This window comes from Haloplanus aerogenes (genome assembly GCF_003856835.1).
GTDB lineage: Archaea > Halobacteriota > Halobacteria > Halobacteriales > Haloferacaceae > Haloplanus > Haloplanus aerogenes.
Map to the genome: position 1 here is coordinate 1,782,047 of NZ_CP034145.1, position 23,704 is coordinate 1,805,750.

Annotated in this window: 25 protein-coding genes; 12 read left to right on the plus strand and 13 right to left on the minus strand. The window is 65.2% G+C overall.

The features are described from left to right. Positions 1–38: 38 nt before the first annotated feature. The 5 genes from DU502_RS09065 to DU502_RS09085 are packed head-to-tail and all read right to left on the minus strand — an operon-like array spanning position 39 to position 4,402. Positions 39–500 carry a NuoI/complex I 23 kDa subunit family protein gene (locus DU502_RS09065; RefSeq protein WP_049936392.1) on the minus strand — a complete coding sequence of 154 codons (462 nt, stop codon included), beginning with the start codon at positions 498–500 and terminating at the stop codon, positions 39–41. Then, positions 500–1,630 (minus strand): complex I subunit 1/NuoH family protein, encoded by a 1,131-nt coding sequence (locus tag DU502_RS09070; protein WP_121919061.1) that lies wholly within the window; start codon positions 1,628–1,630, stop codon positions 500–502. Before DU502_RS09070 ends, DU502_RS09065 begins: the two co-directional genes overlap by 1 nt. Further along, positions 1,630–3,288 (minus strand): NADH-quinone oxidoreductase subunit D, encoded by a 1,659-nt coding sequence (locus DU502_RS09075; RefSeq protein WP_121919062.1) that lies wholly within the window; start codon positions 3,286–3,288, stop codon positions 1,630–1,632. The genes DU502_RS09070 and DU502_RS09075 overlap by 1 nt, the downstream gene beginning before the upstream one ends. Then, a complete protein-coding gene (locus tag DU502_RS09080) occupies positions 3,285–3,992 on the minus strand; it encodes an NADH-quinone oxidoreductase subunit B (protein ID WP_121919063.1) in 708 nt (235 codons plus the stop codon). The genes DU502_RS09075 and DU502_RS09080 overlap by 4 nt, the downstream gene beginning before the upstream one ends. Beyond that, positions 3,989–4,402 (minus strand): NADH-quinone oxidoreductase subunit A, encoded by a 414-nt coding sequence (locus tag DU502_RS09085; RefSeq protein WP_121919064.1) that lies wholly within the window; start codon positions 4,400–4,402, stop codon positions 3,989–3,991. The genes DU502_RS09080 and DU502_RS09085 overlap by 4 nt, the downstream gene beginning before the upstream one ends. Before the next feature lie 198 nt (positions 4,403–4,600). Between DU502_RS09085 and DU502_RS09090 the strand changes: the two genes are divergently transcribed. Then, positions 4,601–5,809: a geranylgeranyl reductase family protein gene (locus DU502_RS09090; protein ID WP_158601123.1), complete on the plus strand. Its 1,209-nt coding sequence runs from the start codon at positions 4,601–4,603 to the stop codon at positions 5,807–5,809. Positions 5,810–5,813: 4 nt separating this feature from the next. Next, complete coding sequence (locus DU502_RS09095; RefSeq protein ID WP_124897053.1) at positions 5,814–6,884, plus strand: fatty acid desaturase family protein; 1,071 nt, start codon at positions 5,814–5,816, stop codon at positions 6,882–6,884. On the opposite strand, the gene DU502_RS09100 is transcribed toward DU502_RS09095, so the two are convergent. From DU502_RS09100 to purH, 5 genes are all read right to left on the minus strand, one after another. Further along, on the minus strand, positions 6,881–7,300 hold the full coding sequence (locus tag DU502_RS09100; RefSeq protein WP_121919067.1) for a CoxG family protein: 420 nt from the start codon (positions 7,298–7,300) through the stop codon (positions 6,881–6,883). The two genes, DU502_RS09095 and DU502_RS09100, sit on opposite strands and share 4 nt — an antisense overlap. A 52-nt stretch (positions 7,301–7,352) precedes the next feature. Then, entirely contained in the window at positions 7,353–7,967 is a 615-nt protein-coding gene (gene purE / locus DU502_RS09105) for a 5-(carboxyamino)imidazole ribonucleotide mutase (protein ID WP_121919068.1), read from the minus strand. Then, complete coding sequence (locus DU502_RS09110; RefSeq protein WP_121919069.1) at positions 7,964–9,142, minus strand: 5-(carboxyamino)imidazole ribonucleotide synthase; 1,179 nt, start codon at positions 9,140–9,142, stop codon at positions 7,964–7,966. The genes purE and DU502_RS09110 overlap by 4 nt, the downstream gene beginning before the upstream one ends. Before the next feature lie 100 nt (positions 9,143–9,242). Further along, positions 9,243–10,667, minus strand: coding sequence for an ATP-binding response regulator (locus tag DU502_RS09115; RefSeq protein ID WP_121919070.1), 1,425 nt, complete (start codon positions 10,665–10,667; stop codon positions 9,243–9,245). Positions 10,668–10,925: 258 nt separating this feature from the next. Next, a complete protein-coding gene (purH, locus tag DU502_RS09120) occupies positions 10,926–12,503 on the minus strand; it encodes a bifunctional phosphoribosylaminoimidazolecarboxamide formyltransferase/IMP cyclohydrolase (RefSeq protein ID WP_121919071.1) in 1,578 nt (525 codons plus the stop codon). A 117-nt stretch (positions 12,504–12,620) separates the two neighbouring features. Between purH and DU502_RS09125 the strand changes: the two genes are divergently transcribed. From DU502_RS09125 to DU502_RS09150, 6 genes are all read left to right on the plus strand, one after another. Beyond that, positions 12,621–13,499: a mechanosensitive ion channel family protein gene (locus DU502_RS09125; protein ID WP_121919072.1), complete on the plus strand. Its 879-nt coding sequence runs from the start codon at positions 12,621–12,623 to the stop codon at positions 13,497–13,499. 61 nt (positions 13,500–13,560) lie between these two features. Continuing rightward, positions 13,561–14,952, plus strand: a complete 1,392-nt coding sequence (purB, locus tag DU502_RS09130; protein ID WP_121919073.1) for an adenylosuccinate lyase — start codon at positions 13,561–13,563, stop codon at positions 14,950–14,952. A 51-nt stretch (positions 14,953–15,003) separates the two neighbouring features. Beyond that, positions 15,004–15,348 (plus strand): glutaredoxin family protein, encoded by a 345-nt coding sequence (locus DU502_RS09135; RefSeq protein WP_121919074.1) that lies wholly within the window; start codon positions 15,004–15,006, stop codon positions 15,346–15,348. 104 nt (positions 15,349–15,452) lie between these two features. Further along, positions 15,453–16,013: a DUF7110 family protein gene (locus DU502_RS09140; RefSeq protein WP_121919075.1), complete on the plus strand. Its 561-nt coding sequence runs from the start codon at positions 15,453–15,455 to the stop codon at positions 16,011–16,013. A gap of 216 nt (positions 16,014–16,229) precedes the next feature. Continuing rightward, entirely contained in the window at positions 16,230–17,624 is a 1,395-nt protein-coding gene (locus tag DU502_RS09145; RefSeq protein ID WP_121919076.1) for an FAD-binding oxidoreductase, read from the plus strand. Between the two features lie 287 nt (positions 17,625–17,911). Further along, on the plus strand, positions 17,912–19,186 hold the full coding sequence (locus DU502_RS09150) for an MFS transporter (protein WP_121919077.1): 1,275 nt from the start codon (positions 17,912–17,914) through the stop codon (positions 19,184–19,186). On the opposite strand, the gene DU502_RS09155 is transcribed toward DU502_RS09150, so the two are convergent. Further along, complete coding sequence (locus tag DU502_RS09155) at positions 19,183–19,686, minus strand: metal-dependent hydrolase (RefSeq protein ID WP_121919078.1); 504 nt, start codon at positions 19,684–19,686, stop codon at positions 19,183–19,185. The genes DU502_RS09150 and DU502_RS09155 overlap by 4 nt on opposite strands. Beyond that, the gene (locus DU502_RS09160; RefSeq protein ID WP_121919079.1) at positions 19,679–20,149 is read right to left on the minus strand and encodes a hypothetical protein; all 471 of its coding nucleotides are present in this window, start codon (positions 20,147–20,149) and stop codon (positions 19,679–19,681) included. Before DU502_RS09160 ends, DU502_RS09155 begins: the two co-directional genes overlap by 8 nt. A 121-nt stretch (positions 20,150–20,270) precedes the next feature. On the opposite strand from DU502_RS09160, the gene DU502_RS09165 reads away from it, so the two are divergent. The 3 genes from DU502_RS09165 (at position 20,271) to DU502_RS09175 (ending at position 22,356) form a co-directional block, all read left to right on the plus strand. Beyond that, the gene (locus DU502_RS09165) at positions 20,271–20,444 is read left to right on the plus strand and encodes a DUF5786 family protein (protein WP_121919080.1); all 174 of its coding nucleotides are present in this window, start codon (positions 20,271–20,273) and stop codon (positions 20,442–20,444) included. A gap of 100 nt (positions 20,445–20,544) precedes the next feature. Further along, the gene (locus DU502_RS09170) at positions 20,545–21,513 is read left to right on the plus strand and encodes a phosphoadenosine phosphosulfate reductase family protein (RefSeq protein WP_121919081.1); all 969 of its coding nucleotides are present in this window, start codon (positions 20,545–20,547) and stop codon (positions 21,511–21,513) included. Between the two features lie 126 nt (positions 21,514–21,639). Further along, positions 21,640–22,356 carry a diphthine--ammonia ligase gene (locus tag DU502_RS09175; protein ID WP_121919082.1) on the plus strand — a complete coding sequence of 239 codons (717 nt, stop codon included), beginning with the start codon at positions 21,640–21,642 and terminating at the stop codon, positions 22,354–22,356. Here DU502_RS09175 and DU502_RS09180 read toward each other — a convergent pair. Next, the gene (locus DU502_RS09180) at positions 22,353–23,321 is read right to left on the minus strand and encodes a sugar phosphate nucleotidyltransferase (RefSeq protein ID WP_121919083.1); all 969 of its coding nucleotides are present in this window, start codon (positions 23,319–23,321) and stop codon (positions 22,353–22,355) included. The genes DU502_RS09175 and DU502_RS09180 overlap by 4 nt on opposite strands. A gap of 89 nt (positions 23,322–23,410) precedes the next feature. Here DU502_RS09180 and DU502_RS09185 point away from each other — a divergent pair, with 89 nt between their 5' ends. Beyond that, the gene (locus tag DU502_RS09185; protein WP_121919084.1) at positions 23,411–23,695 is read left to right on the plus strand and encodes a transcriptional regulator; all 285 of its coding nucleotides are present in this window, start codon (positions 23,411–23,413) and stop codon (positions 23,693–23,695) included. Positions 23,696–23,704 lie beyond the last annotated feature (9 nt).

A 23,704-nucleotide genomic window follows, 5' to 3' on the forward strand; every position in this document is an offset into this window, starting at 1 on the left:
TTTGAACGTTTCGAGACGGCTCAGCGCCGACTCGGCTATCACTGGTAGTCGATTTCGCCGTCACCCTCGCCGATCCACGCGCTCCGGTCCGGGTTGCGCGATTCGAGCGGGTCGATTCCCTTGTACCACGGGACGTTCTTCAACTGCTCTTTGTTGTAGACGAAGTCGTCCTTGGTGTCCGCCGTGAACTCGAAGTTCTGGGTCAGCAGGATGGCGTCCACCGGACACACCTCCTCGCAGAGTCGGCAGTAGATACACTGGCCGATGTGGAGGTTGTACTGTTCGCCGTTGCGCTGGTCGTCCTGCACGATCTGGATCGTGTCGTTCGGACAGACGTTCTCGCACTGCCGACACCAGATACAGCGCTCCTGGCTGAACTTGTGGACGCCCCGGAACCGTGGGCTCACTTCCGGCGCCACGTCGGGATACTCGACGGTGAACGTCTTCCCGTCCAGCGCGTGTTTCATCGTTACCGCCATGCCTTTGAGGATTCCAATCATTACGCGATCACTCCCACGAGGACTGCCGTGAGCACCAGGTTAGCGAAGGAAAGCACGAGCATCCCCTTCCAGCCGATCTCTATTAGCTGGTCGATACGCACGCGCGGGACCGCGGAGCGGGCCCACTGCGTGAACAGGAAGAACGCCCACATCTTGATCACCATCCAGACGAACCCGGGCAGGACCGGTCCCGCCGGGCCGCCGAGGAAGAGGACGGCGATCAGCGCGCCGCCGAGGAAGATGTGGATGAACTCCCCGAGGTAGAACAGCACGAAGTAGACGCTCGAATATTCGGTCTGATACCCGGCGACGATTTCGGTCGGCGCCTCCGGAATGTCGAACGGGTTCCGGCCAATCTCTGCCATGTTCGCCGCGATGAAGAGGACGAACGCGAACGGGTTGACGAACGCGTACCAGCCCGGAATCGCGATGCCCGCGATGGTCACGAGCGTCTCCGTCTGGGCTGCGACGATTTCGCTCGTCCGGAAGGTGCCGGCGAAGATGATCACCGACGCCGCCGTGATGACCAGCGGAATCTCGTACGCGAGGTTCTGCGCGATAGAGCGCAGCGCCCCCAGCAGCGAGTACTTGTTGTTCGACGCGTAGCCAGCCATCACGAGACCGACCGACGCGATGGAGGCGGCCGCGAACGCGAAGACGATGCCCGTCTCGGGGTCGGCCAGTTGGAGGCCGCTCCCGAACGGGATGACCGCGAAGCCGAGCAGCGCCGAGAACGGCAGGATGATGGGCGCGATGTCCCACGCCGGCCGGTCGACGCCTTCCGGAATGATCAGTTCCTTCGAGAGCAGGCGGACCGCGTCGGCCACGATGATCAGCAGGCCGAATGGCCCGATCCGGTTGACGGCGATACGGTCCGTGAACGCGGCCGTGATCTTCCGCTTGGCCCACGGCCCGGCCAGCGCCGTCATACCGAGCATGATGTTGGCGATGAGGAAGGCGCCGATCAGGCCGCCGACGATGTCACCGAACGTGCCGGTGAGGCCGAGCGCACCCGAGATGGTCTCGGGGAGCGTCGTCACCGGGCCGGAGGCGGTGGCGGTGGCGTTGGCCGTCGCGTTCGCGGTGCCCGTCGGCGTCGGTGTCCCCGACTGGAGCAGCACCGGATCCATCAGCGATCCACCTCGCCGAGGACGATGTCGAGGCTGCCGAGCGACGCGATCAGGTCGGGGATGTACTCACCGTTGGACATCTCCGGCAGCGTCTGGAGGTTCGAGAAACACGGGCTCCGGATCTTGAACCGGGCCGGCTTCTCGGTGCCGTCCGCGCGGACGTAGATACCGAGTTCGCCTTTCGCGCCCTCGACGGCACGGTAGATCTCGGTGTCGTCGTCCGGCCGGATCGTCCGCGGCACGTTGCTCTGGATCGTCCGCTCGTCTTCCGGCCAATCTTCGAGCAGGTCGACACACTGCTCGATGATCTTCGCGGACTCCTCCACCTCGCGCAGACGGACGAGCAGGCGGCTGTAGTTGTCACAGCCGTCCTCCGTGACGACGTTCCAGTCGAGTTCGTCGTAGTAGCCGTAGGGGTCGTCACGACGGAGGTCGTAGTCGATTCCTGAACCCCTCGCGACGGGACCGGTCGCCCCGTAGCTCTTGGCGACCTCCGGCGGCAGGACGCCGGTGTCGACCGTGCGCACCTGCAGGATCTCGTTCGCGGAGATGAGGTCGTGGTACTCCTCGAGGGCCTCCGGGAGGTCGTCGAGGAAGTCACGGATCAGCTCGAAGAACTCCTCGCGGGGTTCGGGCAGGTCCCAGACGACCCCGCCGAGACGGAAGTAGTTGAACATCAGGCGCTGGCCCGTGAGTTCTTCGAGGATGTTCTGGGTCTTCTCGCGGTCGCGGATGGCGTACATGAAGATGGCGGTGAAGTCGCCATACACGTCGAGCGCGAAGGTGCCGACCGCGAGCATGTGGGCCGCGATCCGACACAACTCGGCGCCCAGCGTCCGGATGACCTGCGCGTACTCCGGCACCTCGATGTCCGCGAGGTCCTCCGCGACGCGGGCGTACGCCCACTCGTTGAGCAGCCCCGCCGAGATGTAGTCCCATCGGTCCGGGTAGGGCATGATCTGGTAGCGATACGTCCCCTGCTGACAGATCTGCTCCTCGCAGCGGTGGAGGTAGCCGATGTCGGACTCCACGTCGACCACCTGTTCGCCGTCGAGGATGGTCTTGAGGTGGAGGACGCCGTGGGTCGCCGGGTGGTGCGGCCCGATGTTGAGGAACATCGTGTCGCCCGCGTCGCTCGCGTGGTCCTCCTGCAACGGGTTGGCGTGTTCGCGCAGGGGGACGATCTGCGGTCGATCCTGATCGTAATCCCGGCCCAGTGGATGCCCCTGCCACGTCTCGGGCAGGAGGATACGGCGCATGTCCGGGTGGTCATCGTACTCGATGCCGACGAGGTCGTACGCCTCGCGTTCGTGCCAGTCGGCGGTGCGGTAGACGGGTTCGGCCGACTGGCTCACCGGATTGTCGGTCGGCGTCGGCACGACGACGCTCACCTCGTCCGTCGGGTCGTCGTACTTCTTGAGGTGGTAGATGGACTCGTAGCGGTCCTCGTACTCCTGTGCGGTGACACAGGAGAGGTGGTCGTAGCCGGCCTCGTCGCGCAGGCGGAAGAGGGCGTCCTGCACCTCGTCCGGCCGCACGACGAAGCCCGGTGCGTTGAGGTGGTCGTCACGGTCGAGGACCAGATCGCCGAGCAGGTCCTCGATCTCCTCGGCGGTCGTCTTCTCGACCGTATCCGGAGTGGATTCTTCGAGGCTCATGGCGAGTCAGCCCAGTTGTAGCGCATGACGAGGTCGTCCTCGTCGATCTGTTCGGCGAGCTTGTCCACCACTTCGTCGCGGTCGAGGTCGCTGAACTGTTCGAGTTCGTAGGGTTTGACCGTCACCGGCGAACTCTCGCCGTTGGCGATCCGCTCCTGCAACTTCGCGACGCCGTAGATCAGCGCCTCGGGTCGAGGCGGACAGCCCGGGATGTGGATGTCGACCGGGATGACTTCCTCGGCACCCTTGACGACGTTGTACCCCTCCTGGAACGGGCCGCCGGAGATGGTACACGACCCCATGCCGACGACGAACTTCGGTTCCGGCATCTGGTCGTAGACGCGCTTCATCCGCGGGGCGAACTTGGAGACGATGGTCCCCGGGACGATGATCACGTCGGCCTGTCGCGGCGACGCGCGCGGCACGCCGGCCCCGAACCGGTCGAGGTCGTGTTTGACCGCGTACGTGTGCATCATCTCGATACTACAGCAGGCGATGCCGAACTGTAGCATGAACATCGAGGAGCCACGCACCCACTCCATGAACCGGTCGAACTTCGTGAGGATGAACGGCGAGGAGCCGAACGCCTCGCGAAGTTTGGAATTGAACCGGTTGTCGGTTCCCGACGCCCCGATACGGGCGTCGCGTGTCTCGCTTCCTACCTGACTCGTGTCGGTGATGAATCGTTCCTGTTCGCTACTCATGATTGACGCTCCGTTTTACGGCGGGATGCACGCGGGCTCTTGACCCACTTGACCGCGCCGTTCCGCCAGGCCCAGACGAGACCGACGACGAGAACCCCGATGAACACCAGCATCGGCACGAGGGTTTCGACGAGGGACGCCCCGCCCTCCAGCGCGGACCGATAAATCAAGGTCCACGGGAAGATCAGGACGGTCTCGACGTCGAAGATGACGAACAGCAGCGCGACCATGTAGTACTGGATGTTGAACTGGACGTGCGCCGTCCCCGTCGGGACCTCGCCGCTCTCGTAGGGTGTTGTTTTTCCTTGCTCCGGTACGGTGGGACGCAGGAGTGCCGAGGCGACCATCATCCCCACTGGGAGGCCGACTCCGACGAGTCCCAACGCACCGATGGCAATCCATTGGTTCATATACAAGTCTCCTGAACGTACCGAAGTTAGAAACCCTCCGTTATAAGCGTTGATTTACGTTCTCACGGTCATCTAAGCCGCTCAGACACGCGAAAAAAGGCAGAGCTGGCGACAGAGGGGAACAGTCGTGTCACAATTCGTCAGCTGACTGCCGGACGACGGAAAGAGATAATGCGGTCCGGGTGTGGAACTTACGTAATGCCAGCGCGCGACCGGACTGCGTACGATGTTGTCGTCGTCGGTGGGGGGCCGGGGGGATCAACGGCGGCCTATCAGCTACAACAGTTCGGCCACGATGTCCTGTTGATCGACAGGGAGACGTTTCCACGCGACAAGCTCTGTGGCGGTCTCATCACGTACAAGACGCTCCGACTCCTCGACCGCGTGTTCGACGAATCCGAGAGCCATCTCGTCGACGAGGGCATCCTGAATTTCGGCGCCGATGAGTACGCCGCCTACTTCAACGACGACCTCGTTCTCCGGGACAGTATCGACGTGCCGTTCTACTTCGCCAAGCGGTTCGAGTACGACGAGTTCCTCCACGACCGGGCCGTCGAGGCGGGTGTCGACACCCATCTCGGGGACGGGGTCAGCCGCATCGACATAGAGGGATCGACCGTCGAAACGACCGACGGTGAAACGTTCACTGCGGACTACATCGTCGGTGCCGACGGCGCCTCCAGCCGTATCCGGAGCCAGTTGGCCGACGAGGGCCTCGTCGACACCAGCGGGTGGCGAAAGAATCTCGCCATCGCCGCCGAGGCGTACGTCCCACGGGACGCTATCGACGTCGACATCGACTACCCGATGCTTCACTTCGGTGTTCTGGATTGGGGCTACGGGTGGGTGTTCCCGAACACCGACCGCCTCCTCGTCGGTGTCGGGGGACTCAACGCCAAGAACGACCGGGGGTTCCGGCGCATCCTCGACGACTACTTCGACCTGCTCGGATTCGACTACGATCCCGACACAGTCAAGGGCCACCCGATTCCGTTCGGCAACTATCTCGACCGCCCGGCCCACGGGAACGTCCTCCTCGTCGGCGACGCCGCCGGCACCGTCGACGCCATCACGGGCGAGGGCATCTTCTACGCCCAGCGAAGCGGGGAACTGGCGGCGTGGGCTATCGACCGCGCGGAGTCGGGCACGACGGCCGCAGTCGCGGACGACTACACCGACATGCTCCACGAGTACGTTCACCCCGAACTCCACCACTCCAAGCAGGCGCGACTGTTCATCTGGGGTGGTCCACAGTTCCCACGCCGGCTCGCGATGAAAGCCTGGTTCGCGTTGCTCAGCGATCCGTCCGTCGAACTCGTCCACGGGATCCGAATCTACGACCTGCTCCGACGCCGGGGCGACGTGATGCACGAGACGCTGCCCGGTGGAACGCCGCGCCCGACCTGAACGCATGTTGAGCGACTCCCTCGACTACAACCACACGTCACACTGGGTGAGCGCCGTCATCGAGGCCGACCGTCCACTGCCCATCGACAACCCGGTCCTCGCGAGCATCGTCCGGTTCGGAACCCTTCCGAACGCCTTCTTCCTGTTCGTGGTGACGGTGGGACGGGCGCGCGTCCCCGAGGATTTCACCATCGCCATCTTCTTCGCCGTCGTCTGGCTCAACATCGGCCCCGCGCTCATCTGGTACTACGACGAGCGCGTGATGCCGACCTTCTTCCGGGAGGTGACCGAACTCGTCGAAAACGACGAGCGCATCACCGCCCTCAGCGAGAAATACGACCACTTCTTCTCGGATCAGTACTGGATTCCGACGGGACTGTGGACGCTCCTCCTGTTGGCGCTGTTCTTCCGAAGCCAGTCGTATCTGGCTGCCGAGGGGATGTTCACCGTGGGCGGCCCCTACTACTTCGTCTTCCTGATCTCCGTGGTGTGGCTCGGGGTGTTCACCGGCATCGGCTTCATTGGCGTCCTGACGACGATGCTGGTCATCCGGGAACTCTCGAGTGAACCGCTCAACATCAGTCCACTCCACCCCGACGGGCTCGGGGGACTCGGCTTCGTCGGCTACTACGCGATCCGAACGACGCTCACGTTCTCCTCGGGATCGTTGCTCCTCCCGCTCGCGTTTATTTTCGTGCGCACGAGCGAGTTCACCGTGCTCATCTACCTCATCGTCGTCTCGTACATGGGATTCATCGCCGTCTCGTTCGCCTATCCGACCTACAAGATCAACAAACAGGCACAGCGGATGCAAGAGAAGCAACTCGACCAGTTGCGCCGCGAGTACGAACGTGCGAAACGCCGCGTCCGGAGCGGAAGCCGCGTGGAGGGCGACGGAAACACGACCGATCTCCAAGAGGTTACGGATCAGTTACGTCTCCAGCACATCAGAGAGGAGTATCAGAACTACCAGAACGTCCGGCTCTACCCGTTCCAAGTCGACATCATCGTCAAACTGGTCAGTTCGGTCGTCCTCCCGCTGGTTTTTCTCGCCATCGACCAGTATCTGATCTAGTCGCCGACGGACCGTTTGAGTGCGTCGATGAGGTTCTGGATCTCGTCGTCGATGTTCGCCTTGAAGAACCGCTCGACGCCCGGAAGCTTCTCTTGGACGCGGAACCGGATGGTTACCTTACAGCCGTCGTCGGTTTCTTGGAGTTCGTGTTCGCCGACGACGCGCATCACCTTCGACTTCCCGACGAACCGGACGTAGTGTGGCGGATCGCGATCCACGTCGCGTGTCTCGACCGTGATCCGTCGGTTGAGGAATCGGACTGGAATCTTCACGTACCACGTCGCTTCGTCGCCGTTGATCTGGTACTCGTCGACGAACTGTATGGACCGTGCTCTGTTCTCCGGATCGGAGATGAACGACCAGACCTCCTCGATGGGGAGCGAGAGATCGAAGACCCGCTCAACGGTGACGGTCACGGACGTATCTTCCCCGTCCGGACTACAAATAGACAGCGGAAGCCCGACGGAACTACTCCTCCCGCTCCCGGAATCCGTCGATGCCGAGGTCGTGGAGCGCCCGCGAAACGTCCGCCACGCCCGCTCGCAGGTCGTCGTGTTCGACTTCCAGTCGCTCCACGAGTTCCGCGTGTTCGCGGCCGAGGATCTGCACCGCCGACAGCGCCGCGTTGTACGACTTGCCCGCGTCGACGGCGACGATGGGCGCGCCAGTCGGCATCCCGATCACCGAGTCGACCGACTTCTCCTGCACCGGCACGCCGATCACCGGGAGCGGATAGGCGATAGAGGCCGTCATGTTCGGCAGGTCCGCGGATTTCCCGCCCGCGCCCGCGATGATCACGTCCAGTCCCCGCTCCGCCGCCGTCTCGCCGTAGGCGTACATCAGATCCGGCGTCCGGTGGGCGGAGACGACGTAGCTCTCGAACGTGAACCGGGCTTCGGGCGGGTTCGCGTAGTCGGTCTGCTCGGCGAAGCCGAGTTCGCGCAGGGCGTCGTACGCACCCGCCATCACGTCGAGGTCGGAGTCCGACCCCATGATGATCCCCACCTCGGGGGTCGCCTCGGGCGGGTAGTCGGCGTCGGCCTGTGCGTGCAACTCGTCGATCAGGTCGTGTACGTCGGTCATTGGAAAGTGAGACTGTCGCGCAGTTCGCGGGTCGATTCGAGCAGATCGTCGAGTGCGTCGGTCGACGGCCGACGGCCCTCCTCGCCCGTCGCCGTCACGTGCCCCATCTTGCGGAGCGGGCGCACGTCGTCCTTGCCGTACCAGTGGAGGTTCGCCCCCTCGCGTTCGAGAACGCGTTCGACGCCGGCGAGGGTGGCTGGCTTGGTCTCGTCGACCGTGCCGAGGATGTTGGCGCTCACCGTCGGCGCGCGCTGGCGGGTCGAGCCGAGCGGCCACCCGAGGACGGCGCGGGCGTGCTGTTCGAACTGCGAGGTGATCGCCCCTTCGATGCTCCAGTGTCCGGAGTTGTGGGGGCGCGGTGCGATCTCGTTCACCAGAATCTCGCCCTCGCGCGTCTCGAACAGTTCGATGCCGAAGACGCCGCGGCCGTCGAGGGCGTCGAGTACGTCGCGGGCGACGGCTTGGGCGCGCTCTTTGACCGCCTCCGTGGTCCGCGCGGGAACGACCGTCTCCCGGAGGATCTCCTCCTCGTGGACGTTCTCACCGACGGGGAACGTCCGGACCTCGCCGTCGCCCTGCACGCCGATGACGGAGACTTCGCGCTCGAAGTCGACGAACGTCTCCGCGACGGCGTCGGGGTCGTCGACGGACCCGACCTCGCGGATCGCGTCCTCGGCCTCGCCGACCGATCGAACCGGAACGTTCCCCCGGCCGTCGTAGCCACCGTGACGCGCCTTCAGCATGACGGCACCGAACTCCTCGACGGCGGCTTCGAGGTCGGCCACCGAGTCGACGCGGCGGTATTCGGGGACCGGAATCCCCGCCTCGGAGAGCATCTCCTTCTCCGCGAACTTGTCCTGAATCGTCCGCAGCGTCTCCGGCGTCGGGTGGACCGGCACGTCGGCCGCGGCGCCCGCGTCCGCGAGGTAGTCCGGGTCCGCGAGTTCGATCTCGTAGGTCAGGGCGTCGGTGCGCTCGGCCAGTCGACTGATGGCGTCCGGATCGTCGAAGTCGCCGACGATCTGGTCGCGAGCGACGGGCGCGGCTGGACAGTCCGGCGTCGGATCGAGGACGATCACCTCGACGCCGAGGGGCGCGGCCGCCTCGGCGAGCATCCGGCCGAGCTGACCGCCGCCGACGACGCCGAGCGTCGGTCCGGGGACGGTTATCGTCATGGGTGGTCGTGGTGGCGAGCCGCGCTTAAACGTTGTTACACCGGACGAGCGGGGCGGTGACCTGCCTGCACATCACGACGACGCGACGGTAGGATCCAGATCAGTCCACGAACTCCATCCCGGTGATCTCGAACCGAGCGCCGCCGGACTCGGCCGTACGAACGTCGATGCGCCAGCCGTGTGCCTCGACGACCTGTTCGACGATGGAGAGCCCGAACCCGGTGCCTTGCTTGAGCGTCGTGTGGCCGCTCTCGAACACCTGCTCCCGTCGCGACTCGGGAATCCCGTCCCCGTCGTCTTCGATATAGACGCCGCTCCGATCGGGGAGGACCCCAGCAGTGACCGTCACCGGCTGTGTGTTGTGTTCGCTCGCGTTCCGGAGCAGGTTCTCGAACGCCTCTTTCAGCCGGTTCGGATCACACCGAATCCGCGCCGAGTCCACGATGTCGAGCGTCCGTCGGGCCATCGCGGTGTTGGTGCCGCTCGCTCGCACGAGGTCGGCGAAGTCGACGGTGGTCAGTTCGCCGATGGTCTGTCCCGTCCGTGCGAGCGACAGGAGGTCTTTCAGCATGTCGCTCATCTGCTCTATCGCCCGCGAACACGTCGCCAGGTGGTCGCTGTCACACTCCCGCCGGGCGATATCGAGATGACCGTTGACGACGTTCAGCGGGTTTCGCAGGTCGTGTGCGACGGTCGACGTGAACTGATTCAGTTTTTCGTTCCGGTTCGCTAGATCGCGCTCGTGGGTCTTGCGCTCGGTGATATCGCGTGTGAAGCCGGTCACCCGTTCGACCGTGCCGTCCTCGGCCACGATCGGTTTACAGTGTGATTCTACCCATCGTTGTATCGACGACGGGTGTTCGACGCGGAATTCGATCTGCTGGGCTTGGCCCTCCGAGACGCGTTGCATCGCCAGTTTCACCCGGTCGAGATCGTCGGGGTGAACCCCTTCGAGAAACGATTCCGGCGCGGCGCGAAGCGTCTCGGCGGGCTGACCGAAGACGGGTTCGTACGCCGCGTTGACGAACAGGAGTTCGTCCCAGTCCGCGGAGAACGTCCAGAGCACGTCGTTGGACATGTCGGCGAGTTCGTGCAACCGTTCGTCCGCCTCCGCTGCCCGTTCTTCCATCCGATGCCGTTCGACGTACGTGATGATCCGTTGGGCGACGAGCGGATGCTGGTTCTCGAGCGTTTCCCGGACGATATAATCGGTCACGTTCGCCGAAATTGCCGCACTGGCGACCGACTCGCTGCCCGTTTCGGTGAACATGACGAACGGAATCTCTTCGTCCTGGGCTCGGACGGTTCGGAGGAACTCCACGCCCGTCCGTTCGGGCATATGATAATCGCTCAGGATGCAGTCGATGGGTTCGTCGTCGAGAATCTCGAGGCCCTTCTGTGCCGATGTCGCCGTTCGGACGGTCAGCTGCTCCACTTCGCGCTCCAGTCCCGTGACCAGGAGTTCGAGGAGGTCGGGATCGTCGTTCACGTAAAGAACGGTTATCGGCTCGTTCTCTACTCGCATTTGTCCTATTTCCCACCCGCGACAGATGTATTTTGACCCCCAGCTATCACCTCGGATAATCAGTAGTCACGCTTCTAGTGACCGCTCCGAGCAGTCGAACGGACGGGGAGTTCGCGGAGCGGCCGTGCAACCATCGTCGGTAACTCGCTTCTGGCGGTCGAAATCGTGCAGCACCCGCGTCGTTCGGTCGACTGTGGTGCGGTGTCCCTTCGTCGTGTCCGGCGGGTGTCACCGCGTTCGTGTCACTGGCTTCCGGTACTAATCGTGCCGGAAGGACCTGTGACCGGTGAACGCCATCGCCATATCGTGTTCGTCGGCGGCGGCGATCACGTCCTCGTCGTTCACCGACCCGCCGGGCTGGATCACGGCCGAGATACCGGATTTGGCGGCTTCTTCCACGCCGTCCGGGAACGGGAAGAAGGCGTCCGAGGCCATCACCGCCCCCTCCGCCGACTTGCCCTCCGCGTGTTCCTCGGCTTTCATCGACGCCAGTCGGACGGCGTCGACGCGGCTGACCTGTCCCATGCCGATGCCGACCGTTTCGGTCCCCGACGCGAACAGGATGGCGTTGGATTTGACGTGTTTCAGCGTCCGCCACGCGAACAGCATCGTCTCGATTTCCTCTGCCGTGGGTTCGCGCTCGGTGACGATTTCGAGGTCGTCGCGGGTCGGCACCCAGTCGTCGCGCTCCTGTACGAGGCGACCGCCGGTCAGCGGCTTCTCGGTCAGTGTGTCGCCCCGGTCGCCCAGTTCGCCAACGTCGAGAATTCGGAGGTCCTCCTTCTCGGTCAGCACGTCGAGGGCGCCGTCGGTGTAGCCCGGCGCGACGACGACTTCCTTGAACGACTCGACGATGGACTCGGCCGTCGCGGCGTCGCAGGTGCGGTTGAGAGCGACGATGCCGCCGAAGGCGCTCATGGCGTCGGTCGCGAGGGCGTCGTCGTAGGCCTGCGCGAGGGTGTCGGCCGTCGCACACCCTGCAGGGTTGGTGTGTTTGATCACCGCCGCGGCCGGTTCGTCGAACTCCCGGATCAGGTCGAGAGCGGCGTCGGCGTCGTTGTAGTTGTTGTACGAGAGCGCCTTCGCCCCCTCGTTCAACTGGTCGGCGTGGACGACGCTCGCGCCGTCGTCGCCGGCGTCGGCGTAGAGTGCGGCGTCCTGATGGGGGTTCTCTCCGTAGCGCAGCGTCCGGCTCCGGTCGTCAGAGACGACGCGGCGGGCGGGGAACTGCCCCGATTCGTCGCCGTCGACGACGACGCCGTCGTCGGTGACCGTCACGCGGTCCTCGGCGAACCACTTCACCGCGCGTGGATACGCCTTGAACTCGGCCTCGTGCAGGACGCGCCGCTTCAGGTCAGCAGCGTCGTCGTCTTCGTAGACGGGCACGGCCTCCTGCGTGACGATGGGGCCGGCGTCTAGCTCTTCGGTGGCGACGTGGACGGTACAGCCGGTGGTCCGGACGCCCGCCGCCAGTGCCTGTTCGTGGGCGTCGTCGCCGCGGAACGACGGGAGCAGGGAGGGGTGGACGTTGAGGACGGTCGGCAAGGCGCCGAGCATCTCGCCCGAGAGGACGCGCATGTAGCCGTCCATGCAGACGAGGTCGAACTCGTAGTCGTCGAGGTGGTCGCGCATCCGCGCCTCGTGGTCGGCGCGGGACTCGTCGTCGCCGCGTTCGACGACTTCGGTCGGGATGCCGCGGTCGGCGGCCGCCGAGAGCACCGGTGCCGATTCGTGGTCGGTGAGGACCACCGCTACCTCGGCGCCCCCGGGCGCCAGATCCGCGATGTGCATCAGGTTCCGTCCGCGATTGCCGGCGAGACCTGCGATTCTGAGCATGGTCGTGGGAGGCGTGCGCGAGGGAAAAACAGTTCCGACTGGCTCCGACCGTCCGGCGACACGATTCCCCGCGAGACAAATTATTACTGTTCTGCCATCCTTGGTCGATGCGGATTAATGTTATTGCTCCAACAAGAATTCGGGCTCGATCCACAGCAGTACATCCCGCCGCTGATCAGCGCCGTCACGACAGTCGTGTTGTTCGTCGTCGTGTTCGTCGTCCTCTACCTGCTCGGAAAGTACTTCGTGACCCGAGCGGTGGGGGGCGGACTCAGGCACCGCGACTTCGACGAGACGCTCGTCGGGCTCGCCGTGAGTACGACGGTTGGAGTCGTCGCCGTCGTGGCGGTCGCACTGGCCGCGACGGTCGCCGGCTTCGGCGTCGTCCTAGCCGCCTTCGCCACCCTCGCCGGTGCGCTCGCCCTCGCTGTCGGCTTCGCCGCGCAGGACCTCATCGCCAACTTCGTCGCGGGCGTGTTCATCATTCAAGACGAACCGTTCACGGTCGGAGACTGGATCGAGTGGAGCGGGAACAGTGGCGTGGTTCGAGAGATCCAACTGCGGGTGACGAAACTGGACACGTTCGACAACCAGTTGGTCACCGTCCCGAACAGCGACCTCGCTAGCGCGGCAGTCGTCAACAACGTCGCGAACGACCGACGCCGGGTGTCCGTCGGCTTCGGTATCGGATACGAGGACGACGTCGAACGGGCGCGGGAGGCCATCGTCGACGAGGCGTCGCGTATCGACGGGGTCCTCGACGAGCCTGCACCGACCGCCCCCGTCACGGAACTGGGCGACTCGGCCGTCGTCCTCTCCGGTCGGGTCTGGATCGATCCGACCGAGAGCGGCTACGGGGGCGTGCGCGCTCAGTTCCTGGAGGCTGTCAAGGCACGCTTCGATGCCGAAGGGATCGACATGCCGTACCCCAACACCGAACTGTCCGGCGGTATCGAGGTCACGAACGTCGGCGGAGAGGAGGAAACGGCGATGTGATCTTTCGACGGACATCCAACGGATCGGTACGCTTTTGCGTCGTCCCCGGACACTGCCGCCCATGACCGATCTGCCACGGAGCGACCCGCTCGCGGCCGTCTCGCCGCTCGATGGGCGCTACGCGCGGTACACCGAACCGCTGGTTCCCTACGCCAGCGAGTCGGCGCTCATGCGGGCTCGCGTCCGCGTCGAAGTCGAATATCTGCTCGCGCTCGCCGACCTCGACGCGACACCGGTCGCCGTCGATGCCGACGAACGCGAGTCGCTGCGCGCCTGCTACGAGGAGTTCGACGCCGAGGACGCCCGCCTGATCAAGCGCCTCGAAACCGAAGGTACCGACGGGTACGCCGCGACCAACCACGACGTGAAGGCGGTGGAGTACTTCCTGCGGACGCGGACGCGGGAGTCGCTCCACCCGTGGATTCACTTCGGCCTCACCAGCGAGGACGTGAACAACCTCGCGCACCGGTTGCTGCTCAAACCCGCCGTCGAGGAAGTGCTTCTTCCCGCGCTCGCGGACGTGCGCGACGAACTGGGGACGCTGGCTCACGACTACCGGGATACGCCGATGCTCGCCCGGACGCACGGGCAACCGGCGACGCCGACGACGTTCGGCAAGGAGATGGCCGTCGTCGCCGCCCGCCTCGGCCGGACGATGGGCCGGGTTCGGGAGGCGGCAACCGGACTCTCGGGCAAACTCGCCGGCGCCTCGGGCACCTACGCCGCTCACGACGCCGCCTACCCCGACGTGGACTGGCCGGCCTTTTCCCGCGAGTTCGTCACCGGTCTCGGCCTCGATCACACGCCGCTGGCGACACAGGTCAATCCCTGTGACGATCTGGCCGCCCTGTTCGACGCCCTCCGCGGCGTCAACAACGTCCTCCTCGATCTCGACCGGGACGCGTGGCTCTACGTCTCGGACCGCTACCTCGGTCAGCGAGCGGTGGAAGGGGAGACGGGGTCGTCGACGATGCCCCACAAGGTGAACCCCATCGACTTCGAGAACAGCGAGGGGAACCTCTCGAAGGCCAACTCGGATCTGACCTTCCTCGCGGACTACGTCACCACCTCCCGCCTCCAGCGTGACCTCTCGGACTCGACGGTCAAGCGGAACATGGGCGCGGCGCTCGGTCACTGCCTCATCGCCTACCGCAAAACTGAGGCGGGGCTGGGGAAGGTCGTCCCGAACGAGCAGGTGATGCGCGAGGAGCTCGACGGGACGCCGGAGGTGATCGGCGAGGCGGTCCAGACCATCCTGCGCCGCGAGGGCGACACCGAAGCCTACGAGCGTGTGAAGGAACTCACGCGGGGCCAGCGGGTGACCATCGAGGACTTCCGCGACCTGTTCGACGACCTCGACGTGGACGAGTCGGTGCGCGAGGAACTGCGGGCACTGACGCCGGCGGGCTACACGGGCCGGGCGGCGGAGTTGGCGGCGACGCCGGACGAATAGGGCGTCGCGCGGTGCGCAACCCCTTTTAGTCGTGGTGTCGTACGTGTCGGCATGACGTTCCAACCCGGGAGCGACCTCGACGCGGACGCCGTGCAGGAACGTGTCGACACCGCAATCGAGGAGAACGACGTGGTGCTGTTCATGAAGGGCAACCGCCTCATGCCCCAGTGTGGCTACTCCCAGCGGGCGCTCGAACTGATCGACCAGTACGTCGACGACTTCGAGACGGTCGACGTGCTGCCGGCGCTGCCGGAGTTCCGCGAAGCGCTCGAATCCCACAGTGGGTGGGAGACGACGCCCCAGACGTACGTCCAGGGCGAGTTCGTCGGCGGGAGCGACGTCCTCGCGGAACTCGACGAACGGGGCGAGCTCGAGGCGACACTCGCCGGCGAGTAACCGGACGTGTTGCCCCGTCAATGAGAACAGCAGGTCATATAAACATACGCCCCCTATACACGAGTAGACGGGCGTAGCGGTGCCACCTTCGCCGAGAACAAACTATGTCAGGCCGCGTATATCGACTCCACTCGACGCTCGAACTGCCACTCGAAGACGTGCAGGACTATTTCGAGGGGGATCCCGACCTTCCTCCCGAAATCGCCGACGTAACCCTCACACGACGCAACAACACACTCATCCTCAAGGCCGTCTCGGAAGACGAAGACCTGAGCAAGTACACGCCGACCGCACAGCTCAAAGCCAGCGTCACCGAGACGCGGGTGTACGAGGAGGAGCCGCCACGGGCCGGTGGGCCGTGGCAAGAAGAGGAAGAGGAGATTCCCTCGGAACTCGTCGAGTTCGCCTGCTTCAAAGGTGACCGCGAGACGGTGCTCCAGAACACCGCGCTCCAGTACCCCATGTTCCTCGTTCTCCGGGATATCGCCCGGATGGCCGAGAAGGGAACGCTCACCGCCATCGTGGAGGAGGACGACGAACTCAAGGCGACCCGGATCGTCGAGGGCGAGGATCGCCCGGCGTCGGTCGAAGTCGTCGAGAACCCCAGCCAGTCACAGGCCGAGAAAAACGGCGTCAACTGGCGGGACAACCAGTTCATCTCGTAGCGTAGGCCTCCGGGGAGGGATCTGCCGCCGAAGGGCACGGAACTCTCTTCCGTAGTGCAGGCTGGCGGTTTCGAGTCGCTGTGGATACGGTGTCCGGTCGACAGTCGCTCCATCGTGGCAATATTTATCATTATTTACCGTGTAGGTAAGCTAGCGCTCTCCGTGGGGGAGAGGGGGGTGTGAGAGGTGTCGACAGAGCGCCAGAGAGGGGAGACTATGTCAACACCAGCAACGGAAGTCGATCAGACTTCCATCGACGACTTTCGGGAAGCGGTACGGGGGGCGCTGATCCAACCCGGTGATCCTCTGTACGACGACGCGCGCGCGATCAACAACGGGATGATCGACAAGCGGCCCGGGCTGATCGCCGAATGTACTAACGTCGCGGACGTGATCGCGGCCGTCGACTTCGGCCGCGAACACGACCTCGATATAGCCATCCGCGGCGGCGGTCACAACGGTGCTGGGCTGGCCCTCGTGGACGACGGGCTGGTCATCGACCTGTCGGAGATGAACGGGGTCCGCGTCGATCCCACGGAGCGGACCGTCCGGGTCGACGGCGGCTGTACGTGGGGTGACGTCGACCACGCCACGCATCCGTTCGGCCTGGCGACGGTCAGTGGCGTCATCTCGACGACCGGCGTGGGTGGCCTCACGCTCGGCGGCGGTCACGGCTACCTGACCCGCAAGTACGGACTGACAATCGACAATCTGCGAAGTGCAGACGTCGTACTGGCCGACGGCAGTTTCGTCCGCGCCAGCGACGACGAACACCCGGATCTGTTCTGGGCGCTCCGTGGTGGCGGCGGCAACTTCGGCGTCGTTACGTCGTTCGAGTTCGACCTCCACCCGGTCGACACCGTCGTCGCCGGGCCGATGTTCTGGCCGATCGACGAACTCGAATCGACGATGCGGTGGTACCGCGACTGGCTACCCGAGCAACCGGACGACGTCTACGCGTTCTATCTCAAACACCAGGTGCCACCCGCGGAGCCGTTCCCGGCGGAGATTCACGGCGAGATGGTCTGTGGGCTCATGTGGTGTTATCTCGGGTCGGCCGAGGACGTCGACACGGTGTTGCAGCCGGCACGGGAGATCGCCGAGCCGTTGTTCGAGCACGTCGGTCCCGTGCCGTACCCGGCGCTACAGAGCATGTTCGACGACCTCTATCCGCCGGGCGATCAGTGGTACTGGAAGGCCGACTTCGTGCACGAAATCACCGACGAAGCCATCGCCGAACACGAGCGATTCGCCCACGTGCCGACGGCGAAGTCGGGGATGCATCTCTATCCAATCGATGCGGCTGCCCATCGGGTCGACAGCGGCGAGACGGCGTGGGCGAATCGGGACGCCACGTGGTCGATGGTCATCGTCGGCGTCGATCCCGACCCGGCCAACGCCGAGAAGATCACCGAGTGGGCTCGCGAGTACTGGGAAGCGCTCCATCCGCACTCGGAAGAGGGAGCGTACGTCAACTTCATGATGGACGAGGGCGAGGACCGAATCCGCGCCACCTACGGCGACAACTACGAACGGCTCCGAGCGGTCAAGGCCGAGTACGATCCGACTAACCTCTTCCACGTGAATCAGAACATCCGCCCGGCGACCTGACGGCCGAACATCCCCGCTTTTTCGGGGTTCGACGCGATGTCTCGGTCGAAACCCCACCGACCGCGTCCGTGACGTGTCGGGTATTCCCAATTTACGTGCCCGTCTTGCCCCTATCCGCTGATTCAAGGGCCGATGACGCGAGGGGAGTCCCGTATCGTCCCCGAATACGCACATGGACCCGCGACCACACATGAGCTGCCGACGCACCCGGATTCCCTCTCGAACGTCGTCGTACCGCGAGCGCGAGCGACCGAGCCGCCGTCGTCGCCGGAGCGCACGGTAAACTCGTGTCACTCGACACACCCACGCTCGGCGTCCGCCGCTGGTTGACCCACGCTCCCGTCTACTACGGCTGGATCGTCGTCGCCGCCTGTTTCGTCGTCGGGATGATCCTGTGGGGGACCGTCTGGTCGTTCGGCGTGTTCTTCAGCCACATCCTCGACGAGTTCGGCCTCTCGCACGCGAACACGTCGGTCGTCTTCTCGCTCCAGCAGGTCGTCACGTACGTCAGCGCCGCCATCGTCGGGTTCGTCATCGACCGCTACGGCATCCGGCGGCTCCTGGGTCTCGGGGCCGGACTGGTCGTCGCCGGCCTGTTCGGCGTGACGCAACTCACCTCCTTCGCCAGCCTCCTCGTCTCCTACGGCGTCGTGGCCGCGTCGGGCTTTGGCATCCTCTTTGTCATCTCGAACACGACGCCGACACGGTGGTTCGAGCGCCGCCGCGGGTTCGCGACGGGCGTCGCGACGGCCGGCGCCGGGTTCGGCATCCTCGTCGTCCCGCCGATCGCCGAGTCGATGATCGTCGCGGTCGGCTGGCGGGGGGCGTTCGCCGGCCTCCTGATCGCGTTTTTCGTCATCGTGGCGCTCGCGGTCCTCGTGATCGCTGACCGGCCGATCGATCTCGACGTCGATCCAGCGGCCGAGTTCCCCGACGGGGTCCCGGAGCGGTCGTCGTCGGACGACGGCCTGCGCGCCCAGATCGCACACATGAAAGGCGTCGCGAAGTCGCCGGCGTTCGCGGTCACGTTTCTCGCCTTCGTCTGTTTCACCATGCCCGTCGGCATCCTGAACGTCAATCTCGTCGAATACACGACCAACGCCGGAATCGGGCGTCAGGTCGGCGTGCTGGCGATCAGCGTGATCGGCGGGCTGAACGTCGCCGGCAAGTTCGTCGGCGGGGCGGCATCTGACCGTCTGGGACGGCCGCCGACCATCGCGACGAGCGGCGTCTTCATGGCCGCCGGCATCGCCATCCTGCTGGCCGTGCAGACGCGATTCGCGGTGCTCGGCGCCGCCGCCGTGTTCGGCTTCGGGTGGGGGATCTGGATCGCGTTGCTGGCGCCGCTTCTGGCCGACCTGTTCGGCACGCTCAGCATCAACGCGCTGTTCGGCATCACGACTCTGGCGTTCGCCGTCTCGTTCTCGGTCGGGCCGTATCTCGCCGGTCGCGGCTTCGACGCGTTCGGCTCGTACGCCCCAGCGTTGGCCGTCGCCAGCGTCGTCGGCGTCGCCGGCGGCGGACTGGTGTTGCTCGCCAGCCGACTCGCACCCGCTCGCTAACCGGATCCATCGGCGCCGCCGTGTCGACGCGCCACGAACCACGTGCTCCCCGCGACGACGACGGCGACGGCCGCCGGCCACCGAGCCGAACTCAGGAACAGGTTCGGTCCCGGTAGTCCGGCGGCCGTCACCGGCCAGAGGTAGGGGTGGGTGTAGCCCGACGGGAACAGGAGGAGGGAGTCGAGGACGAAATGCGACAGGGAACCCAGCGACAGCATCGCGGCGGTGGTGCGTCGGAGCTGGCGGGGAACGAGCAGCGTCCCGAGCGCGATAACGACGGCGACGCCGCCGACGGTCAGGAGCGCGTCCCACCCGAACGGCACGCCGAGGATCGATTCGGCCGTCGACGACGGCACGAGGAGGCCGAGCCGATTCAGGTCGGGAACCAGTCCACCGACCATCGCCGCGGTCACCATCGCGGGCGTGACCCGGTCGTCCCGGAGTGACAGGAGGGTGGCGAGGACGTAGGCGGACAGGACGTGGGTCAGCAGGTCAGCCATCCGACTCCTCCCCCCGGTCACGCGGGACGACCTGCCACCGGTCGGTGTCGACGCGCCACGTCCGGACGACCCGGCCGAGCGTGAGCAGGCCGCCCAGTAGCGAGACGGCGTAGAGGTACGTGATCTCCCACGGTGCGCGGACGATGGCCCGCACGTTCCGGATGGACCCGTCGCGGTAGATGCCGTAGAGCCACACGTCGGCACCGGGGGCGGCGTCGAGACCTCTGACGACGACGCGCGGGCCGCCATCGAGGTCGACGACGGTGCCCTCGGTCGTGTCGCCCCGGGCGGTGCCGGCGACGACGACCCGGTCCCCGGTGTCGACCGTGCCCGCCGCAACCGCGCCGTTGCTAGGGAACCGGCCGGTCGCCGGATCGGGTGTCAACGTCCCGTAGCCGACGAGGAGGACGAGGAGGAGCGTACAGCAGGCGGCGATGGCGACGCCACGTCGAACCGACCGCATGCGACCCGGGTTTCGGGGCGGCGCGTATGAGGCTATCGGCTGGTTCGCGTGGGGAAGGTTCACGCATACCGATCCAGCGTCGTACCGGGCGCTTTAATTCGGGTGCCACCGAGCGGTACGTATGGGCTTCGGGAGCTACGACGAATCCGAACAGCAGAATCAGGAAGTCAACACGGACGAGGGCGAGGGTGTCAACGTCCACGAGAACGACCACGAGGGGAAAGTCACGTTCGAGACGGACGCCTCGACCGACGATCTCATCGACCAGCTCGGTGAGATGAAAGACGACGAGTAGGCGTCTACCGCTTGTTGTCGGTTCACACGCCCGAGATGGCCAACAATCGCGGCCAAAGGCAAAAGAAACTTTACAGTGGCTAATTATATCTAATTACACGATGAGCGAGTTCCCCGACTACCTCGACGTCGACTACACGGACGGCGAGGGCGAGACGCCGGACGACTATCCGACGCTCGAAGACAAGATCGAGAAGGCCATCGAGGTCACGCGAATCGGTCTCGAACAGTACGAGAACCCCGCCGTGATGTGGACCGGTGGCAAGGACTCGACGCTTACGCTCTACTTCATCAAGGAGGTCGCCGAGCAGTTCGACCTCGAGACGCCGCCGGCGGTGTTCATCGACCACTACCAGCACTTCGACGCCATCCACGACTTCGTGGACCACTGGGCCGAGGAGTGGGACCTCGACGTGATCTACGCCCGCAACGAGGACGTGGGCAACTACGTCGACGAACACGGGCTGGAACCCGGTGACGACATTCCCGTCTCGGAACTCTCCGAACACAACCAGCACCACATCCGCAACATTCTGGAGTACGAGGAGGACGACTTCCCGTTCCTGCTCGACACCTACGTCGGCAACCACCTGCTGAAGACCGTCGCCCTCAACGACGCGCTGGAGGAGTACGACATCGACGGCGTCATCTCCGGCGTCCGCTGGGACGAACAGGAGGCCCGTGCCGACGAGACGTTCTTCAGCCCGCGTCACGACCCCGACATCTACCCGCCCCACGACCGCATTCAGCCGATCCTGCAGTTCGCGGAGCGTGACGTGTGGGACGCCTTCTGGAACTACGTCGTCCCCGACACCGTCGAGGACTTCCCGGGCGAGGGTTACGTCCCGCAGGGTGCCGATGACCTGCCGAACGGCCTCACGCAGGACGACATCCCCGTCAGCCCGAAGTACTTCGCCGGCTTCCGGTCGCTGGGCAGCGAGGTCAGCACCGAGAAGTCCGACGAGGAGCCCGCGTGGCTGCAGGACATCGAGAACACGACCGAGCGCGCCGGCCGTGCCCAGGACAAGGAGGACCTGATGGAGCGCCTCCGCGACCTGGGCTACATGTAGCGAGTATCGTAGTCCACGGCTGGCCGTGCCGTCTCCGCACGGTGCGGCCCGTTTGACGGGTACGATACGAGCTATACCGGCCACCGAACCACAGCCCCTAACCTCTCGCCCACTGTACCGACGCCAATGACCGACAACGGTGCGTGGGCGAGCCTCTTCTCCGGCGGCAAGGACTCCTCGTGGGCGCTGTATCGCGCCCTCGAAGACGGCCTGAACGTGACGCGACTGGTGACGGTCCATCCCGGCGACGACTCCTACATGTATCACGTCCCGGCGACGGACTTGGCATCGCTGGCCGCGGAGAGCATCGGCATCGAGTTGCTGGAAATCGACCCTGACGACCTCGGCGCCGACGCCGCGACCGACTCGGCGGCCCAGGGTGACGCCGAACTCGAACCGCTGGAGGCGGCGCTCCGCGAGTTAGCCGACGCGGGCGAACTCACCGGCGTCACCGCCGGCGCCGTCGAGAGCGAGTTCCAGACCAGCCGGATCGAGGCGATGTGTGACCGCCTCGGCATCGACCTCTACGCCCCGCTCTGGCAGCGCGACCCGGTCGAACTGGCCGAGGAGATGCTCGACGCTGGCTTCGAGATTCTGATCATCCAAGTTGCGGCCGCCGGCCTCGACGAATCGTGGCTGGGACGGCGACTCGACGCCGACGCGCTCGACGATCTACTCGACCTGAACGAGCGGTACGGCGTTCACCCGCTGGGGGAGGGCGGCGAGTTCGAGACGCTGGTGACCGACGGGCCGCACATGGCCCGCCCCATCGAACTGGAGTGGGAGCGGGTGTGGGAGGGGTCGCGTGGCCACCTCCGGATCACGGACGCGCGGCTGGGTTAGGTTCCGTTCGTCATCGTCGAGTGCGCGCCGATGAGCGCGTCCGCGAGGTCGAGGTTCTCGATCCGCGTCTCCTCGTCGATGATCGACCGCCGCACGTCCGCGTCGCGGATGGTCGCGTTCGGGAAGACGACGGTCCGTTCGAGCGTCGAGTTCACGACTTCCGCGCCGGCCATCACGTGGACGTTCCCCCGCAGTTCCGCGTTCTCGACCGTCGCGCTCGGGTCGACGCAGTCGTCGCCGCCGAGGTGCCACGCGACGGCGTCGAGATAGCTCTCCGGCGTCCCGATGTCGAACCACGCGCCGTCGAAGGTGAAGGCGTGGACGGGCTGGCGGGACTGCATCCACTGGATGAACCAGCCCGGTTCGTCGGGGTTCTCGCCGGCAGCCAGATACTCGTCGAACAGGGGAAGCGTCTCCGCGGGGAAGGCGTAGCAGGCGATGGAGACGAGCGTACTTTTGGGGTCGTCGGGTTTTTCCTGGAAGTCGACGATGCGGTCGCCGTCGAGGTCGACCAGCCCGTACGACTTCGCCAGTTCCTTCGAGCCCACGTCGTAGGCGGCGATGGCTGGCGTTCCTTTGGCCTCGAAGAAGTCGACGAACTCCGCGATGTCGAAGCTGATGAGGTTGTCACCGGCGACGACGAGCAGGTCTTCCTCGACCCCTTCGCGGTCGATGAGCTGGGCGAGCGCGCCGACGACGCCGAACTTCTCGTCTTCCCCGGTCGTCTCCTCGACGGAGAGGGTCGGCTTCTCGAACGCGCTCTCCGCCAGATACGTTTCGAACTCGGCCGCGAAGCGCTCGTTCGTGCTGACGTACACCTCGGAGATGCGCTCGTCGGCTTCCAGATCCTCGAAGACGGTGTCGATGACCGTAGACTCGCCCACCGGCAGAAACATCTTGGGCCGGTGCTTGGTGATCGGCCAGAGTCGCGTCGCGTACCCCCCTGCCAGGACGATGGCCTTCATACCAGAGCCGACCGACCACAGTGCCAAGTTCTTTTTGTATCGGTGATCGGGTGCCAAAGGAATTTGTCGGAACCCCGCCAACGCCTCCTATGGAGTCGACGACACGGGAACAGATCGCTGACGCGCTCCGCGAGGAGGCGGCGACGGCGAGCCAGCTCTCGGCTCGCGTCGGCACGTCTCGCTCCGCCGTCTACGATCACCTGCGACACGTCGCGCGCTCGCTCCGCGAGCGCGACGACGAACAGGTGCTCGTCTCACCGCCGACCTGCCGTGACTGCGGGTTCGACGGCTTCGACGACCCGATCAACCATCCCTCCACCTGTCCCGAGTGTCGGAGCGAGAACGTGGCGGAACCGGCGTTCCGCATCGACTGACTTCACTCG